General features: G+C 69.2%; 17 protein-coding genes. 3 read left to right on the top strand and 14 right to left on the bottom strand.

Going from position 1 to position 16,345, the window contains the following annotated elements; translation table 11 throughout:
- Positions 1-47: 47 nt before the first annotated feature.
- Positions 48-1,499, top strand: a complete 1,452-nt coding sequence (locus ACSG06_RS08735) for a DHH family phosphoesterase (RefSeq protein ID WP_440989879.1) — start codon at positions 48-50, stop codon at positions 1,497-1,499.
- Here the strand turns inward: ACSG06_RS08735 and ACSG06_RS08730 are convergent.
- From ACSG06_RS08730 to ACSG06_RS08695, 8 genes are all read right to left on the bottom strand, one after another.
- Positions 1,496-1,786, bottom strand: a complete 291-nt coding sequence (locus ACSG06_RS08730; protein ID WP_089732762.1) for a PRC-barrel domain-containing protein — start codon at positions 1,784-1,786, stop codon at positions 1,496-1,498. The two genes, ACSG06_RS08735 and ACSG06_RS08730, sit on opposite strands and share 4 nt — an antisense overlap.
- 79 nt (positions 1,787-1,865) lie before the next feature.
- Positions 1,866-2,975 carry a pyridoxal phosphate-dependent aminotransferase gene (locus ACSG06_RS08725; protein WP_440989878.1) on the bottom strand — a complete coding sequence of 370 codons (1,110 nt, stop codon included), beginning with the start codon at positions 2,973-2,975 and terminating at the stop codon, positions 1,866-1,868.
- 279 nt (positions 2,976-3,254) lie between these two features.
- Complete coding sequence (locus ACSG06_RS08720; protein ID WP_440989877.1) at positions 3,255-3,797, bottom strand: DUF7504 family protein; 543 nt, start codon at positions 3,795-3,797, stop codon at positions 3,255-3,257.
- The gene (locus tag ACSG06_RS08715) at positions 3,781-4,167 is read right to left on the bottom strand and encodes a hypothetical protein (protein ID WP_440989876.1); all 387 of its coding nucleotides are present in this window, start codon (positions 4,165-4,167) and stop codon (positions 3,781-3,783) included. The genes ACSG06_RS08720 and ACSG06_RS08715 overlap by 17 nt, the downstream gene beginning before the upstream one ends.
- On the bottom strand, positions 4,167-4,484 hold the full coding sequence (locus ACSG06_RS08710) for a hypothetical protein (RefSeq protein WP_440989875.1): 318 nt from the start codon (positions 4,482-4,484) through the stop codon (positions 4,167-4,169). Before ACSG06_RS08710 ends, ACSG06_RS08715 begins: the two co-directional genes overlap by 1 nt.
- Before the next feature lie 63 nt (positions 4,485-4,547).
- On the bottom strand, positions 4,548-5,603 hold the full coding sequence (locus ACSG06_RS08705) for a phosphotransacetylase family protein (RefSeq protein WP_440989874.1): 1,056 nt from the start codon (positions 5,601-5,603) through the stop codon (positions 4,548-4,550).
- Entirely contained in the window at positions 5,600-7,696 is a 2,097-nt protein-coding gene (locus tag ACSG06_RS08700; RefSeq protein WP_440989873.1) for an acetate--CoA ligase family protein, read from the bottom strand. The genes ACSG06_RS08705 and ACSG06_RS08700 overlap by 4 nt, the downstream gene beginning before the upstream one ends.
- Before the next feature lie 70 nt (positions 7,697-7,766).
- On the bottom strand, positions 7,767-8,252 hold the full coding sequence (locus ACSG06_RS08695) for a YbaK/EbsC family protein (protein WP_440989872.1): 486 nt from the start codon (positions 8,250-8,252) through the stop codon (positions 7,767-7,769).
- A 95-nt stretch (positions 8,253-8,347) separates the two neighbouring features.
- On the opposite strand from ACSG06_RS08695, the gene ACSG06_RS08690 reads away from it, so the two are divergent.
- Positions 8,348-9,316, top strand: coding sequence for a D-2-hydroxyacid dehydrogenase (locus tag ACSG06_RS08690; protein WP_440989871.1), 969 nt, complete (start codon positions 8,348-8,350; stop codon positions 9,314-9,316).
- Between the two features lie 146 nt (positions 9,317-9,462).
- On the opposite strand, the gene asd is transcribed toward ACSG06_RS08690, so the two are convergent.
- The 4 genes from asd to ACSG06_RS08670 form a co-directional block, all read right to left on the bottom strand.
- The gene (asd, locus tag ACSG06_RS08685; RefSeq protein WP_440989870.1) at positions 9,463-10,503 is read right to left on the bottom strand and encodes an aspartate-semialdehyde dehydrogenase; all 1,041 of its coding nucleotides are present in this window, start codon (positions 10,501-10,503) and stop codon (positions 9,463-9,465) included.
- 142 nt (positions 10,504-10,645) lie between these two features.
- Positions 10,646-10,840 (bottom strand): 30S ribosomal protein S17e, encoded by a 195-nt coding sequence (locus tag ACSG06_RS08680; protein ID WP_440989869.1) that lies wholly within the window; start codon positions 10,838-10,840, stop codon positions 10,646-10,648.
- 24 nt (positions 10,841-10,864) lie between these two features.
- Positions 10,865-11,482, bottom strand: a complete 618-nt coding sequence (locus tag ACSG06_RS08675) for a DUF447 domain-containing protein (RefSeq protein ID WP_440989868.1) — start codon at positions 11,480-11,482, stop codon at positions 10,865-10,867.
- The gene (locus ACSG06_RS08670) at positions 11,479-12,315 is read right to left on the bottom strand and encodes a triphosphoribosyl-dephospho-CoA synthase (RefSeq protein ID WP_440989867.1); all 837 of its coding nucleotides are present in this window, start codon (positions 12,313-12,315) and stop codon (positions 11,479-11,481) included. Before ACSG06_RS08670 ends, ACSG06_RS08675 begins: the two co-directional genes overlap by 4 nt.
- 89 nt (positions 12,316-12,404) lie before the next feature.
- On the opposite strand from ACSG06_RS08670, the gene ACSG06_RS08665 reads away from it, so the two are divergent.
- On the top strand, positions 12,405-14,594 hold the full coding sequence (locus ACSG06_RS08665; RefSeq protein ID WP_440989866.1) for a sensor histidine kinase: 2,190 nt from the start codon (positions 12,405-12,407) through the stop codon (positions 14,592-14,594).
- A gap of 9 nt (positions 14,595-14,603) precedes the next feature.
- On the opposite strand, the gene ACSG06_RS08660 is transcribed toward ACSG06_RS08665, so the two are convergent.
- On the bottom strand, positions 14,604-15,344 hold the full coding sequence (locus tag ACSG06_RS08660) for a tRNA-dihydrouridine synthase (RefSeq protein ID WP_440989865.1): 741 nt from the start codon (positions 15,342-15,344) through the stop codon (positions 14,604-14,606).
- A complete protein-coding gene (gene cofD / locus ACSG06_RS08655) occupies positions 15,344-16,336 on the bottom strand; it encodes a 2-phospho-L-lactate transferase (protein WP_440989864.1) in 993 nt (330 codons plus the stop codon). The genes ACSG06_RS08660 and cofD overlap by 1 nt, the downstream gene beginning before the upstream one ends.
- Positions 16,337-16,345: the final 9 nt, after the last annotated feature.

The following is a 16,345-nucleotide window of genomic DNA, read 5'->3' as shown; positions in this document are numbered from 1 at the left end:
GCCAGGGTCGGGACCGTTAAGTGTGCCCGGGCAAAGGTGTTGCGTACATGAGTACCGGGGTCAGCATCGCTGCGATGTCGAGATACGCGATTCTCGGGTGCGGGAGCGTCGGTCACGCGGTCGCCGAGGAACTGGTCGACCAGGGCAAGGACGTGCTCATCGTCGACAGAGACGAGGGGCGCGTCGAGGCGCTCCGGGACCAGGACCTCAACGCGCAGGCTGCGGACATCCGCGACCCCGAGACCGCCGCCACCGTCGACGACTGCGACGTGGTCCTCATCATGTCCTCGGACATCGAGGCGAACAAGGAGGCCGTCGCGAACATCCGCGAGCGCAACGGCGACCAGTTCGTCGTCGTCCGCGCCTCCGACCCCGTCTCCGGTGACGAGCTCACCGAGCTCGGTGCGGACGTCGTCATCAACCCGTCCTCGGTCATCGCCGACGCGGCGATGCGCTCGCTCGAATCGGGCGAGCTGGAGTACCGTGCGACGCAGCTCTCGGAGGTGCTCACCGACTCTGACGACCGCGTCGCCATCTTCACCAACGAGAGCCCCGACCCGGACTCCATCGCGAGCGCGGCCGCGCTGCAGGCCATCGCCTCGCACCTCGGCGTCGAGGCCGACATCTGCTACCTCGGCGACATCGGCCACCAGGAGAACCGGGCGTTCGTCAACCTGCTCGGCATCGAGCTGCTGAACTGGGCCGACGTCGAGGACCGCGACCAGTACGACACGATGGCGGTCGTCGACCACGCGAAGGGTGGCGAGGAGTTCGACCTCTCCGTCGACATCGTCATCGACCACTACGAGTCCGACGAGGAGTGGGACGCGGCGTTCGTCGACGTGCGGCCGAACGTCTCCTCCACGTCGACCATCATGACGAAGTACATCCAGGAGTTCGACATGAAGGTCGACGAGGCTGTCGCGACGGCGCTCCTCTACGGCATCCGCGAGGAGACGCTCGACTTCAAGCGGGACACGACCCCCGCCGACCTGACCGCCGCTGCCTACCTCTACCCGTTCGCGAACCACGACCTGCTCGAACAGGTGGAGTCGCCGTCGATGAGCCCGGAGACGCTCGACGTGCTCGCCGAGGCCATCCAGAACCGCGAGGTGCAGGGCAGCCATCTCGTCTCGAACGCGGGCTTCATCCGCGACCGCGAGGCGCTCGCACAGGCAGCCCAGCACCTCCTCAACCTGGAGGGCATCACGACGACGGCCGTCTTCGGTATCGCGGACGACACCATCTTCCTCGCGGCACGCTCGAAGGACATCCGGATGAACATCGGGAAGGTGCTCTCGGACGCCTACGGCGGCATCGGCGAGGCGGCCGGTCACTCCACGCAGGCCAGTGCGGAGATCTCGCTGGGCATCTTCACGGGCATCGAGACGAACGACGAGAACCGGGACACGCTCCTCTCGCTCACCGAGGAAGCGGTCAAGCGGAAGCTGTTCGAGGCGATGGGTGTCGAGAGCGGCGAGTCGAGCAACGGGAGCTAGGCGACGACCTCCTCCTCCTCGTCCGGCGTCTTCAGGCGCTCGATGATGTCGTTGATGAGCACCACGTCGCCGACCGCGCGGACCCAGCGGTACGGGACGAGGACGCCGCGATGGTCCCCGATGCGGTTGCTGAAGAGCTCCTGATTGAGGTTCGCGAGCGCGAGCCCGGTGACGACCTCGTTCTCCACGTCGAGGCGGACGTCCTCGATCTCGCCGACGAACACGCCGTTGTTCGAGTAGACCTCCCGGCCGACGAGGGCCGTGATCTCCTGGGGAGTACCGTTCATACCCGTCCTGTAGTGGAGACGGGTCTTATAACTTGGTCAGACGCAGGTGGGACCGCGAGACGCGACTCCCGCGCGGTTCTCAGCGGAGCCCGTCGAGCACCGTCCCGAGGGCCGACAGGGCCTCCTCGCAGTGCTCGGGGCTGCGGCCGAGACTGACCCGTACGCGGTCCGGTTCGTCGAAGAAGCGACCCGGGACGACGAGGATATCCTCCGCCCACGCCGCCTCGGCGACGGTGTCGCCGTCCGCGGCCGTCGGCTCCAGGAACGCGTAGGTCGCGCCGTCGTGCACCGTGCCCGCGATGTCGTCGCGCTCGTCGACGAACGAGGCGAGCAGGTCGTGGTTCGTCGCCGCGAGTTCCCGCTGGTCGGCGAGCAGTCGCTCCTCGTGGTGGAACGCCCGCCGGGCCAGCGAGACGCTCGGCTGGGCGAGGGCGGGGAAGTGGTGTGCGACGTGCTCGGCGCGCTCGACGAACGCCTCGTCGGCGACGAGCCAGCCGACGCGAAGGCCGCCGAAGCCGAAGAACTTCGTGAGCGAGCCGGTCACGACCACGTCGTCGAGCCCCGCCGCGGTTGGACCGCCCAGCCCACGGGCGGTCGGGTCGAGCGTGAACGGGGCGTACACCTCGTCGACGAGGAGTCGCCCCCCGGCTGCGCCGACCCTGTCGGCGGTCGCGTCGAGGGTCTCGCGGGCGGATAGCCGTCCGGACGGGTTGTGTCGGTTCGTGACGACGGCCAGACGGACCTCGCCGGTGAGCGCACCACCGACGCGGTCGGGGTCGAGGCGGTAGTCGTCGTCTGCGGGGCGGACGAACCGATGGATCTGCCCCCCGAAGGCGCGTGGCGTGGCGAGGAGCGGTTCGTAGCCCGGCTTCTCCACGAGCACCGTCGGCTGGCCGTCGCCCGGTTCTGTCGCCCCGGACGGTCCGTCGAGCGCCGTCGCGATCGCGATGACGTTGGCCATGCTCGCCCCCGCGGTGACGAGCACGTTTCGGGGTTCGACGTCGTACTCCGTCGCGATCTGCTCCGCGAGAGTGACGGAGTCGGGGGGTTCCGCGAGCCCCGAGAGCCGCCCCGGGATCGGGTCACGGCGGTCACCGCCGGTGCCACGGAGGTCGCTGGAACCGAGGTCGTAGGCTGCGGCTTCCGGGCGACCGGTGATCCAGTCCAGGTACGCGATGGTGGGGAACACGTTCCCGCGCTCGTCGGCCCAGATGTTGAGTGTTCGGTTCGAGACGACGATGCCCCTTATAAATGGCCACATCCTTTTTTGTACTATGATTCATTACCCGCTACTACATCCAGGGGATGAGTGTAAACGTACGCATCTGCTAGGCAATCGTGCCGGGGTGCCTCTGACAATCCGGCCCTCGACGGTCGGTCGTGCCCGGGCCGACCGTCGTACAGGGTTCTTCCCTGTTCGTTTTACGCAGCACCGATCGCCTACGAGTGGTAACGGTACGTTTCGCCCTCACCCATCCCGTCTGTCGAGTTCGAGATCCACCGGCCCCTGGAACCGTTCGTAGGTCGCGTCGCTGACGGCGTCACGGACGAGCGCGAAGACACCCCGGGCGGCCCGCTCGCGGGTCTTCGCGGCGACCGAGTCGACGAGCTGGCCGACCGCCGAGCGTTCGGCGTACATCAACAGCACGTTGACGTTGTCGAACACCACCCAGCCCTCACCGGGTTTGACGTGGACCATCGCGCGGTCGAACCGGTCGTGGATGCCGGTCAGGTCGTTCGGGTGGACGACCGAGGTGGTCCACAGCGGGCCCTCGTAGTCGACCGGTGAGCCCGATACCGGGACCACGCCGACCTTGTTCGGGTCACCACCACGGTCACGGACGAACTGCTCGACCTTTCGTGGCGGCCGCGTCGTCGAGACGACGAGCAGATTCTCGAACGCCTCCGGCGGGAGCGTCGCGAGCGGCGACTGCAACGACGGCGTGAGCACCAGCGCCTGCGTGCCGGGGGTGAGCCGGTCGTAGGGCTCCCGCTCAGTCGTCGTCGACATCCTCGAACCCTCCTTCGTGTTCGGTCTCGTACGGGGCGAACTCGTCCCGCGAGGTGTCGATGAACTGGCCGGCGAAGTAGTAGATCCCGACGGTGCCCGCGACGCTCGCACCGAGGTTGATGACGCTCCGGACGAACAGCGAGCTCCCGAGGAACGGGACGAAGCCGGCGTCGATCAGCAGCCCGAGGAAGTTCGACGCGGTCAGGAGCAACAGCGCGAGTGCGAGTGCGACCAGTCCCTCGGTGTACGCGACGTTCTCGGCGTAGGCCACCACTGGGTAGAGCAACAGCCCGGTCGCAGCCAGGAGTGCCGCGATCTGGACGCTGCTCAGGACCGCACGCGGGTTCCCGAGGAGCGCGTCGAGGACCATCAGACGTCCCTCCGTTCGGTCAACAGCACCATCCCACGGAGGGCGGCCACGACGACGGCCAGCGTGCCCACCGAGAACGTGGTCGCGTAGGCGACCCCGTAGCCGGGGAGTCTCGCCACCCCGAACACCACCCACGGGACGTTGACGAGGACGAAGCAGCCGAACGCGACCGGGAGCGGTTTGAGCATCCGGTTGATGGGCGCCCCCGAGAAGCCCCTGACCGCGACGAGAGAGAGGCAGAACGCGACCGTCAGCACCAGCACGTTCGCCAGCGAGAGCAGCTGCACGACGAGCCAGTAGGTCTCGGCGGACACCATCACGAACCCACGCTCCGTGTCACTATCTCCCGTGTGGGTGGCGGTCTCAAAAGCGTTGTGACCTCACTCGCCGAGGATGGCGTCGAGGTCCGCGTGGCTCGCGAGCAGTTCGCTCATGCGCTCGACGGTCGCCTCGTCCCGGGTCCGTCCGACGCGGACCACGTCCTCCGCGCGCTCGATGGTCGTGAGGGTGTTCGAGTTCACGACCATGACCGGAATCCCCTTCTCGGCAGCCTTGCCGAGCACCGCGCCCGACGGCCGGTGGCCACCGGTGAGGATGAGGCACTTCACACCCGGTGCCTCGAGTGCCGCGGTGTGGATCTCCGAGCGGTCGCCGCCCGTGATGACGGCGGTGTCCTTCGTCCGGCGCAGCCCACGGAGGGCGGCGTCCGGGCCCATCGCGGCCACGCTGAACCGCTCGACGAACGCGTCGGTGGGCACGTCGGTCAGCAGGTCCGCACCGAGGTCGTCTGCGAGCTCCCCGACGGTGACCCCCGCGAGGTCGCGCTCCCGTGGGAGCACCCCGTGGACGCTGATGCCGCGCCCCTCGAGGAACGGCACCACGTCCTCCTGGAGCTGGTCGTACGCCGACTCGGAGACGCGGTTGAACAGGACGCCGGAGAGCGAGCCGTCGAGGTCGTCCACCGCCGCCAGCACGTCGTCCACGTCGGTCACCGAGTCGTACGGGCAGACGAGCAGGACGGACGCGTCGAGCAGCTCGGCGATGTCGCCGTCTGCGATGTCGACTATCCTGCCCGCGGTCAGTCCACCACCCTCGACGAACAGCCGGTCGTGCTTCCCGGCGAGTGCGTCGTACGCGTCGCGGATGTTCGCACGCACCTCCGCGGCCGTCTCGCGGCCCCGGATCGCCTCCTGGACGAACGTCGGCGAGTAGACGACGGGCTCTAGCTCGTGCATCTCCTCGTCGAGACCGAGCAGCTCGCGGGCGAGCATCGGGTCCTCGTCGAGCGTCTTGCCGACGTTCGACTGGAGTCGGGTGCCCTTGGGTTTCATGTAGCCGACGTCGGCCCCACGTTCGCGCGCCGCCTGGGCGAGTGCGAGCGTGACCGCCGTCTTGCCGGTGCTCTCTGCGTTCGCGGTGACGAGTAACGGATTCATAGTTGATCGGTGTCCACGGTGAGTCTGACGTCGACCGCCCGGACCCCGTCCGGACCGGCGACGAGTGGGTTGATGTCCAGTTCCAGTATCGCGGGGAAGTCGGTGACGAGCTGCGAGAGCCGCTGGATGGTCTCGATGACCCCCTCCACGTCTGCAGGCGTCCGGCCGCGAGCCCCACGGAGCAGCGGGGCGGCCTTCACCTCGTCTATCATCTCGCGTGCCTCGGGCTCGGAGACCGGCGCGACACGGAGCGTCGTGTCCTCCAGCACCTCGACGAAGATGCCGCCGAGGCCGAACAGCACGAGCGGGCCGAACTGCGGGTCGCGGTTGACGCCGACGATGGTCTCGGTGCCCTCGTCCAGGTCGACCATCTCCTGGACCTGGACGCCGAGGATGGTGGCGTCGGGCTGGTAGTTCGTCGCCCGGGCGATCAGGTCCTCGTAGGCGTCGTAGACGTCCTCGTTCGCGACGCCGACCTTCACGCCGCCGATGTCGGACTTGTGGAGGATGTCCGGGCTGACGATCTTCATCACGACCGGTCCCTCGATGTCCTGTGCGGCGGCGACGGCGTCGGCGGGTTCGTCGACGACCTCGCCGGCCGGCGTGTCGATGCCGTAGGCGTCGAGCAGCCCCATCGCCTCGACGCCGAGACGGTTGTCGTCGCGCTCCTTCGCCCCCACGAGGACCTCCCGGGCCGCCTCGCGGTCCACGTCGAACTCGGTGGGTTCGACGTACTCGCGCTCGCTGATGCGGCGCTGGCGGGCGAGCGCGTCGAGGCTGTCGACGGCGCGTGCCGGGTCGAAGTAGTTCGGGATGCCCGCCTCACGCAGCGTCTCGACGGCCGGCCCGGTGCGCGAGCCGCCCATCAGACTGGTGACGACCGGCTTGCCGTGCTGGGCCTGGATGTCGACGACCTCGGCGGCGAGCTCGCCGTAGTCGAGGACGGCCGTCGGCGCGCTGACGACGACCGCCGCCGAGACATTCGGGTCAGAGAGCGCGGCGTCGATGGCCGTCGTGAACCGCTCGACGGAGGCGTCGCCGATGACGTCGACCGGGTTGTAGATGTTCGCCTCGTCGGGCAGCACCTCGCGGAAGGTGTCGAGCGTGTCGTCGGCGAAGCTCGCGAGCGACAGCGACGCGTCGCCGATGGCGTCGGTCGCCATCACGCCCGGCCCGCCGGCGTTCGTGACCACTGCCACGGCGTCGGACTCCGGGAGTGGTTGGCCCGACAGCGCCCGTGCCGAGTCGAACAGCTCCTGCACGGAGTCGGCCCGGAGCACGCCCGCCTGTTCGAGTCCGGCCTCGTAGGCCGCCTCGCTCCCGGCGATCGCGCCAGTGTGGCTCGATGCGGCCTTCGCACCGGCGTCGGTCCGGCCGGACTTGACGACCGCGACGGGCGTCTCCCGGGTCGTCTGGCGGGCGGCCTCGATAAACTCCTGTCCGTCCTGGACGCTCTCGAGGTAGCCGAGCACGACGTCGGTGTCGGGGTCGTCGCCCCACTCGCGGACGAAGTCGGTCTCGTCCAGGACCGCCTTGTTGCCCAGCGAGACGACGTCCTTGAAGCCGATTCCCTGGTCCGCCGCCCAGTCCAGTACGGCCGTGATGAACGCCCCGGACTGGCTCATGAACGACACCGAGCCCGGCAGCGCCATCTCCGGACCGAACGTCGCGTTCATGTCGACGGTCGTGTTCATCACGCCGAGGCAGTTCGGTCCGACGACGTTGAGGTCGTACTCCTCGGCGATGGCCTTCAGTTCGGCCTCGCGCGAGGCGCCGTCGGCGCCGGTCTCGCTGAACCCGGCGGTGATGACGACGACGTTCTCGACGCCCGCCTCGGCGGCCTCGCGCACCACCGGGTTCGCGACCGACGGTGGGACGACGACGACCGCGAGGTCGACCGGCTCGCCCACGCTCGCCACGTCCGGGTAGCAGCGGTAGCCGAGCACCTCCTCGCGGTTCGGGTTCACGGCGACGACGTCGCCGTCGAACGCGCCGAGGTTCTCCAGTATCGCACGCCCGACCGAGCCATCGCGGTCGGTCGCTCCGACCACGGCGACTCGCTCCGGCGCGAACAGTCCTGACAGCGTTCCCATCGTTCGAAACGACTGTCGGCTCGCCGATAAAGGTACGTATCCGTCGCCGGAACCGACGGTGGTCGTGGGACTACTCGGCCACGTCGGCGACGGTCCCGCCGGAGAGCTCGGCGAGCCGTCCCGGGTCGAGCGGGAACACGGCGTCCGGCGTCCCGGCGGCCACCCAGACCGTCTCGAACTCCTCCAGCGTCTCGTCGACGAACACCGGTAGATCGTTCTCGTGGCAGAACGGCGGTACGCCGCCGATGGTCCAGCCCGTCGCCTCCTTCACCTCCTCGGGCTCGGCCATGCGGGCCGTCTCTCCACCGGCGAGGTCGGCCAGCGTCTCGGTGTCGACGCGGTTCGCGCCCGACGTGACCGACACGACCACCTGCTCGGCCTCGGTTCCGGGGTCGACGACGAGTACGATACTGCTCCCGATCTGGGCCACGTCGCAGCCGATGGCCGCCGCCGCATCGGCCGCCGTCTTCGTCCCCTCGGGGAACTCCGTCACCGTCGGGTCGAACCCGTACTCCTCGCGGGCGACCTCGCCGAAGCGCGCTGCGGTCGAATGCATACCGTACCGGTGTGCGACAGCACACCAAAAAGCCACGCAATCGGGCAACGCTGCTAGGGCAACCAGTTTTGTGCCCGCCCCGAGTGAGTGGGACCATGACCGAGCAGCCCGCCGTCCTCGTCCTCAGGAAGGCCGCCCACGGGATGCCCATCGAGCAGTACGCCGCCGCGTTGCGCGAGCGCCTGCCCGACCACGACGTCCGCCTCGCGCGGACGCCCGCCGAGGAGCGCGATGCCATCCGCGACGCCGAGATCGTCACCGGGATGTGGCTCACCGACGAGCTGCTCGACGAGGCAGAGAACCTGCGGCTGTTCGCCTGCGGCTACGCCGGCACCGGTCACCTCCCGCGCGAGCGCCTGGCCCAGCTCGACGTGACCGTCACCAACGCGTCCGGCGTCCACGGTCCGAACATCGGCGAGCACGTCCTCGGCGCTCTGCTCACGTTCTCCCGGCGATTCCACGAGGGGTTCCGCCGCCAGCGCCGCAACGAGTGGCGCTCGTTCGAGACCCACGAACTGCAGGGCTCGACGGTCACGGTCGTCGGTCTCGGCGCCATCGGCGAGGCGACGGTCAACCGGCTCGCGGGCTTCGACGTGGAGACCATCGGTGTGCGCTACTCGCCGGAGAAAGGCGGCCAGACCGACCGCGTCGTCGGGTTCGAGGACGACGACCTCCACGAGGCGCTCGCCGAGACGGAGTACCTCGTGCTCGCCTGTCCGCTGACCGAGACCACACGGGGCCTCGTCGGGACCTCCGAGCTCGTCACCCTCCCGCCGGAGGCCGTCGTCGTCAACGTCGCCCGCGGTCCCGTCCTCGACACGGACGCGCTCGTCACCGCGCTCCAGCGCGGCTGGATCCGCGGTGCGTCGCTCGACGTCACCGACCCCGAACCGCTGCCCGCCGACCACGAGCTCTGGGACCTCGGGAACGTCCAGATTACCCCGCACAACGCCGGGCACACCCCCGAGTACTACGAGCGACTCGCCGACATCGTCGCCTCCAACGTCCGCCACGTCACCGAGTCCGGCGAGTACGACAGGCTGGCGAACCAGGTGCCGCTGTAGTCAGCGTCGCAGTTGTCGTCCGTGCGAGCGAAGCGAGCGCGGTTCACCGGGCGCGAACGCAGTGAGCGCCCGGCCTTTTTCACCCATGTTTTTGCCGCGAGCGGTTCGAGCGCAGCGAGAACCCGAGCGGGAAAAAGATGGTCGGCTTAGAGATAGCCTTCCGAGAGCAACAGTTCGCCGTTCAGCACGCTCGCACCGGCCGCGCCGCGGATGGTGTTGTGCGCGAGGCAGTTGTACTGCAGGCCGAACGTCGACTCCTGGAAGCCGCCCGCCGCGACGGCCATGCCGCCGCCGACGGTACGGTCGAGGCGGGGCTGGGGTCGGTCCGGCTCGTCGAAGACGTGGATGAGCGGCTCCGGCGAGGAGGGCAGGTCGAGGCTCGGGTAGTCTGCCATCGCGTCCTTCGCATCGGCCGGGGTCAGTTCCTCTGCGGCCTCCACCCAGACGTTCTCCAGGTGGCCGTCGATGGTCGGGATGCGGTTGCAGGAGGCCGAGACGCCGACCTCGTGCTGGTCGATGTCGACGCCGTCGAACTCGCCCAGCAGCTTCCGGGACTCGGTCTCCAGCTTCTCCTCCTCGCTCCCGATGTGGGGGATGGCGTTGTCGATGATCTCCATCGAGCTGACGCCGTCGTAGCCCGCGCCGGAGACCGCCTGGAGGGTCGCGACGTGGACGCGTTCGAGGTCGTAGCCGGCGTCGGCGAGCGCGGCGAGCGTCGGGACGAAGGTGATGGTCGAGCAGTTCGGGTTCTTGACGAGGGCCCCGTCCCAGCCGCGTTCCTCGCGCTGGACCTCGAGCAGGTCGAGGTGGTCGGCGTTGACCTCCGGGATGACGAGCGGGACGTCGTCGGCCATCCGCGCGTTCGAGGAGTTCGACGAGAGGACGTAGCCGGCCTCGCAGAACGCCGGTTCGACCTCGGCGCCGACGGCGGACGGGAGCGAGGAGAACAGCAGGTCGACGTCGTCGGGGACCGCGTCGGGGTCGGTCTCGGTGACGGTCATCTCGGCGACGTGCTCCGGGATGGGCGCGTCGACGCGCCACTTCGCGGCGTCCCGATACAGTTCGCCGGCGCTGTCCGAGCTGGCTGTGAGCGCGGCGAGTTCGAAGTCGTCGTGTGGTGCGAGGAGCTGTACGAGGCGCTGGCCGACGGCACCCGTCGCGCCGAGGATGCCTACCTGTACGGTCATTGCTGATGCCCTCGGCCCCGCCGGGAGAAAACCCTTCGGGTGATGTCAGTGATTGCTGGCGTCTCGGTGCCTGCTCGGGTCGTCCACGGGTCGCCCCTCCCGTGGACCGTGGCCGCACCTACGTCCGCAGAGAGAGTCGCAGTTACTGCTCGGCCGCGGCGGTGCCCTTCTTCCGGGTGACGTAGCCAGCGATGCGGTTCCGGACACCCTTGGACTCGATGTTGGTGAGCTTCGTGACGCTCTTCTTGTTCATGTCGAAGTCGTCCGTGAACGCGTTGGGGTATCGCTCGAGGAGGATGCTCCCCGTCTTCTTGACGTAGTCGGGCTTGATTGCCATACCCATCCGTTCCTCGTTCGCCCCCTAAAATGATTCGTTCTCCGTCTTCCAGTCCGTCAGCGAGCCGATGAGCGCCATCGCCTCGCGCTCGCGCTGGCCGCCGCAGCGCTCGACCACGGCCTCGAAGTACGAGAGCCGCTGCCGGAGCGTCGTCTCGTCGTAGCTCGGGACGTCGAGACGCGAGGCGGCGACGGTCGCCTCGATCACCGCGCCGAACGCCCGGTTGACCGGTTCGACGGACCGGGACACGACAGTCGACTCGACGGGGTGCAGCTGCCACTCGGCCCACCCGGTGTGCCCGTCGTCGCCGGTCGTGACGTGTTCGGCCTCGACGCGGGCCCACGCCTGCGAGCTATCGAGCACCGGCTCCGCCCGTTCGTACACGTCGAGCGCTGCGCGCGTGAAGTCGACGGGGTCGCGGGTGAACTGGACGACACCGCCGCCTCGCCGGTCGAAGTTCAGCCGGGTCCGGGTCCGGCCCCACGTGCGGGCAGTCACCGGATCGCCGGCGTGCAGTCCCAGTGCGGCCACGTTCCAGCGACCGTTCGGGCCGCGCGTCGCGACGACCGACTCGGTGACGCCCCGGAGCGGGACCGGCCAGCCGTCGTCTCCGTCGGTCGCGGGCCGGCCACCGTCGCTCACGGGATCACCCCGTCTCGTTCCAGCGCGACGAACGTCGCGGCCGCCGCGACGTCGGCCGTGGTCCCGGGGTTCACGCCGCGCTCGACCAGTTCGTCGGCGAACGTCTCGAGTTCGTCGCGGTCGGCGTCGCGGAGCGCCGCCGCACGCTCCCGGACGGACTCGGCGACCTCGGCGCCGTGCTGTTTCGCGACCATCGTGTCCGGTTCCGCCGCGAGCAGTTCGAGGAACGCCGCCGCGACCCGGTCGGGAACCGGTCCGTCACCTTCGCTGACCGTCTCCGCGGCGGCGAACGTCCGCGGGAAGCCGTTCGTCCACTCGGTGGCAACACCGTCCTCGGGTGCGCTCAGCTCCATCACGTCGGAGAGCGTCAGCCCGCGCTCCCGGACCGCCGGAATCGCGTCGGCACCGCGACGGACGTCGAGTTCCTCGGCGTCCGCGGGTGGGTCGTCGACGAAGACGTCGACGTGTTCGAACGCCCGGTAGAAGCCTGCCGCGTCGTCCACGGTCGTCGCCTCCACGACGGCAACCGTGTCGTCGGGCGTGAGCCCCCACGTCGCCGCCGCCCGGACCAGGGGTACGAGCAGGAGCAACGCACCGAACTGTGCGTTGCCGCCGCGTTGCTGGCTCATCCCCTCGACTGCCGTCTCGAACGAGTCACCGACCGGCTCGCCGGCCGCGGCGGCGTCGAGTCCGTCGCACGACCCCACCGCCCCCGCGAGGAAGTGCTCGAAGCGGAGGTCGTCGAAGTCGCGTTCCCGGTCGACGTTCCCCGGCTTCGGGGTGCCGGCGACCTCGAGCAGCAGGGCGAGTTGGGCGTGCTGTGCTGTCCGCATGTCCGTCCGTTCGACCGGCGTCGGTATGAAAGTCGCGCCACCGGAGACGGGCAAGAACCCTTTTTGTCACCCCCCGAGTACCGGGGGACATGACTGGTGGTGGGTTCGACGACGGGGTCCTCTCCCCCCGGGTGGATGGGGAGATCCGGGTCCTCCACGTGGACGACGACGCCTCGTTCCGGGACCTGACGAAGACGTTCCTCGAACGACTCCGCGACGGGTTCGAGGTCGTCTCGTTCGCGGAACCGACCACCGCGATCGACCACGTCGGCGAGTTCGACTGCGTCGTCAGCGACTACCAGATGCCCGAGGTGGACGGCCTCGACTTCCTCTCGCTCGTCCGCGAACGCGACGGGTCCATCCCGTTCGTCCTGTTCACCGGACAGGGCAGCGAGGAGATCGCGAGCGAGGCCATCTCCGCAGGTGTGACGGACTACTTGCAGAAGGAGGGGAGCCGCGACCAGTACGAGGTGCTCGCGAACCGCATCGAGAACGTGGTCGCCCGCCACCGCAGCGAGCAGCGCCTGCGAGACAGCGAGCGCCGCTACCGGGAGCTGGCCGACGCGTCCCCCGTCCCGATGGGCATCCACGTTCCCGACGACGGCATCGTCTACGTGAACGACGCCTCGGTCGAGTTCTTCGGCGCCGAAAGCGCCGATGCGCTGCTCGGTCGGAGCCCCGTCTCGCTCATGCATCCCGATGACAGGGCTTCGGTCGCCGAGCGCATCGGTTCGCTGTTCGAGGACGGCGAGCCCCTCCCCGGCGAGCCCGAGCGGTTTGTCGGGCTGGACGGCGAGGTCAGGACGGGCATCGTCTCCGCCGTCCCGACGACGGTCGAGGGCCGGCCGGCGGCGCACGTCGTGGTCAACGACATCTCGTCGTATCTGGACGCGAAGGAGCGGATCGACGCCCAGCAGTCCCTCGTCCAGGCCATCATCGACACGCTCGACGACCTCGTCTACGTCTTCGAGGACGACTCGCTGGTCCGCTGGAACGAGCAGGTGACGGAGACGCTGGGGTACGACGAGTCGACACTCGCGGGGATGAGTCCGCTCGAGTTCGTCCCGGACGAGGCGGAAGCCGGCGCCGCCACCTACGTGCAGCGTGTCGAGAGTTCGGGGACGGCGACGGGGACCTTCGACCTCCTGACCGCCGATGGCGAGCGGCTCCCCCACGAGTTCGAGGCGTTCGGTGTGGACCACGGCGAGTCGACGTTCAGGGTCGGCATCGCCAGACCGATCGACACGGACGAGGGACAGCAGGAGCTGGAGGCCTACCGCCAGCTCGTCGAAGCCATCGGTGACCCGATGTACGTCCTCGACGACCAGGGGTTCATCGAGACGACGAACGAGGCGATGGCCGACACGATAGGCATCCCGAAAGCGGAGGTCGTCGGCGAGCACGCCTCGACCTTCATGAGCGAGGGCGACTTCGAACGCGGGAGCGAGCTCATCGCCACCGTCCTGACGGACCCCGACCGGGGCTGTGCCACCTACGAGTTCACGGTGGCCCGACCGGACGGCGGTCGGATCCGCGTCGAGGACAACGTCACCCCGCTGCGCGACGACCGGGGGAGCTACGTCGGGTCTGTCGGTGTCATCCGCGACATCTCCACGCGCAAGCGCCGCGAACGCGAGCTCGAACGGCAGAACGAGCGGCTGGACGAGTTCGCGAGCCTCCTGAGCCACGACCTCAGGAACCCGTTGAACGTCGCCCAGGCGACCGTCGAACAGCTCGAGAACGACCCCGGGGACGGGACCGAACACCTCGACGTGCTCCGCGAATCCCACCAGCGGATGGCAGACATCGTCGACGACGCGCTGACGCTCGCCAAGGATGGCGCAGCAGTGACGGAGCCGACAGAGATACGGTTCGAGGAGGTGGCAGCGGCTGCCGTCGGCAGTGTGGATACGTCAGGTCACGACGTCGAGGTGTCGGCGTCGGCCACGGTCGTCGCCGACGAGCCCCGCCTCCAGCGGCTGCTGGAGAACCTCGTCCGGAACGCCGTCGAGCACGGTGGCAGCACCATCCGCATCGACGCCTCGACCGACCCGGAGAGCAGGACCGTCCGGTTCGCGGTCGCCGACGACGGTCCCGGAATCCCCGCGTCGGAACAGTCGGCGGTGTTCGACTCCGGCTACACGACCTCGAAGACGGGGACGGGGTTCGGGCTCGCCATCGTCCGCCAGCTCGCCGAAGCGCACGGCTGGACGGTCGACGTCGTCGAGAGCGAGCTCGGTGGTGCACGGGTCGAGATAACCGGCGTCGAACCAGCCTGAGCCAGCCGTTCAGGCCGGTGAGGCGAACCACTCGACGGTCGCCTCGCGCACCCGTTCGAGCACGCGTGGGTCGTCGCTCGGACGGCCCACGCTGACCGCGTCGGCCCCGTACGCGAGGTACTCTCGGACCGTCTCCCGGTCGCGGACCCCGTTGTTGGCGACGACGAAGCAGTCCGTCGCGTCCACGACTGCAGCGACCATCTCCTCGGCGTCCATGGCGTCGACGTGCAGGACGTCAGCTCCGGCGGCCTCGACCCGCCTCGCTGTCTCGACGAGGTCGACACCGTCGACCTCGGCCCGGAGCTTCACGGACACGGTCGCGTCCGTCCCGGCGGCCGTCGCCACGTAGTCTGCGAGGCGGTCGGTGTCGCGGAGCAGCGACTCGCCACAGCCGACGGCACACAGCTCCTCCTGCCGGCAGTGCGCGTTCACCTCGACGACGGCGTCGTGTGCCGCACAGACCCTGGCGACGTCGCCGACGGGCTCGACGGTCGCGCTCCGGACGTTGAATCCAGCCCTGATGTCCACGTCGGTGAGTGCCGACAGCTGTGCGTCGACGAACGCCAGCGGATCCGCGGGGAGGAACTCGTTCCGGTCGCGGGCGACCAGCTCGCGAGCGGCCTCGCGGCTCGCCTCGTCGAGCGCGATACCACCGAGGAACGCCATGCCGGCGTACCCGCTGCCGGCGCGGGCCCACGCCGCGTCCGCCTCGCCGCTGAGGCTCGCGAGGGCGACGCGTGGCTCGAACATCACTCGACGGCCTCGATGGCGCGGGCCACCGCCTCGCAGACCCGACCGGCGTCCCGTCGGTCGTCGATGCGGATGTCGGTTCGTTCGACCGGTTTCCCGAACTCGGCGTCGTCACCCTCGTCGACGACGAACGCGTCGGCGAAGGGGTACGCCGTCGCCAGCCCCTCGGTGCTCGGCTCGGCGTTGACGGCCTGCATCAGCTTCCCGGCAGGGCCGGAGAACGCCTCGTCGCCCAGGAACGGCGACACCGCGACGACGGTCGTGTCGTTCAGCGCGGCGCCGAAGCCGGGAATCGAGAGCATCGGCCCGATGCTCGTCACGGGGTTCGACGGCCCGATGACGACCGTGTCGTCGAGCGCGTCGAGCACACCGGGTGCCGGCTCGGCCCGCGACGAGCCCCGGAACTCGACGTTCTCGACGGTCGGCTCGCCGCCGTGGGCCACCCAGAACTCCTGGAAGTGCATCATACCCTCGGGCGTGTGGATGAGACTGGCGACCGGGTCGTTCGTCATCGGGAGCAGGTCGATCGTCAGCCCGAACCCGGAGGCCAGTCGCTGGGTGACCTCGGTGAGCGTCTCACCGCGGTCGAGGAGGCTCGTCCGTGTCACGTGGACCGCCCGGTCCCGGTCGCCGATCTCCATGAACTCCGCGATGCCGGAGAACCGCCGCCAGCGAGCGATATCCCTGCCCTCGGTCTGGCGCTCCTCCGGGAGGTACTGCGGGCCGCCCTCCAGACCGACCGCGTTGGCGATGTCGTAGAGCGCGTCGTGGGTCCGGGTGGTGTCACCCTTGATCCCCCACCATCGCTCGCGGTCGAGGAGCCCGCCGCCCTGGAAGATGAGCGTGTCGACGTCCGGGGAGATGAACAGCCCGCCGAGTTCGATGTCGTCTCCGGTGTTCGCGATCACCGTCACCTCGTCGGGAGAGAACGCAGCAGCGGCACCGTCGAGCAGTTTCGGCGTTCCGGTGCCACCGGAGAGGAACGTCACCATGGACGAAGC

It is taken from the genome of Haloarchaeobius baliensis (assembly GCF_052060055.1).
Taxonomy (GTDB): Archaea; Halobacteriota; Halobacteria; order Halobacteriales; family Natrialbaceae; genus Haloarchaeobius; species Haloarchaeobius baliensis.
The sequence above is the reverse complement of the archived record's forward strand: the minus strand, read 5'-3'. Positions and strand labels throughout refer to the sequence as shown.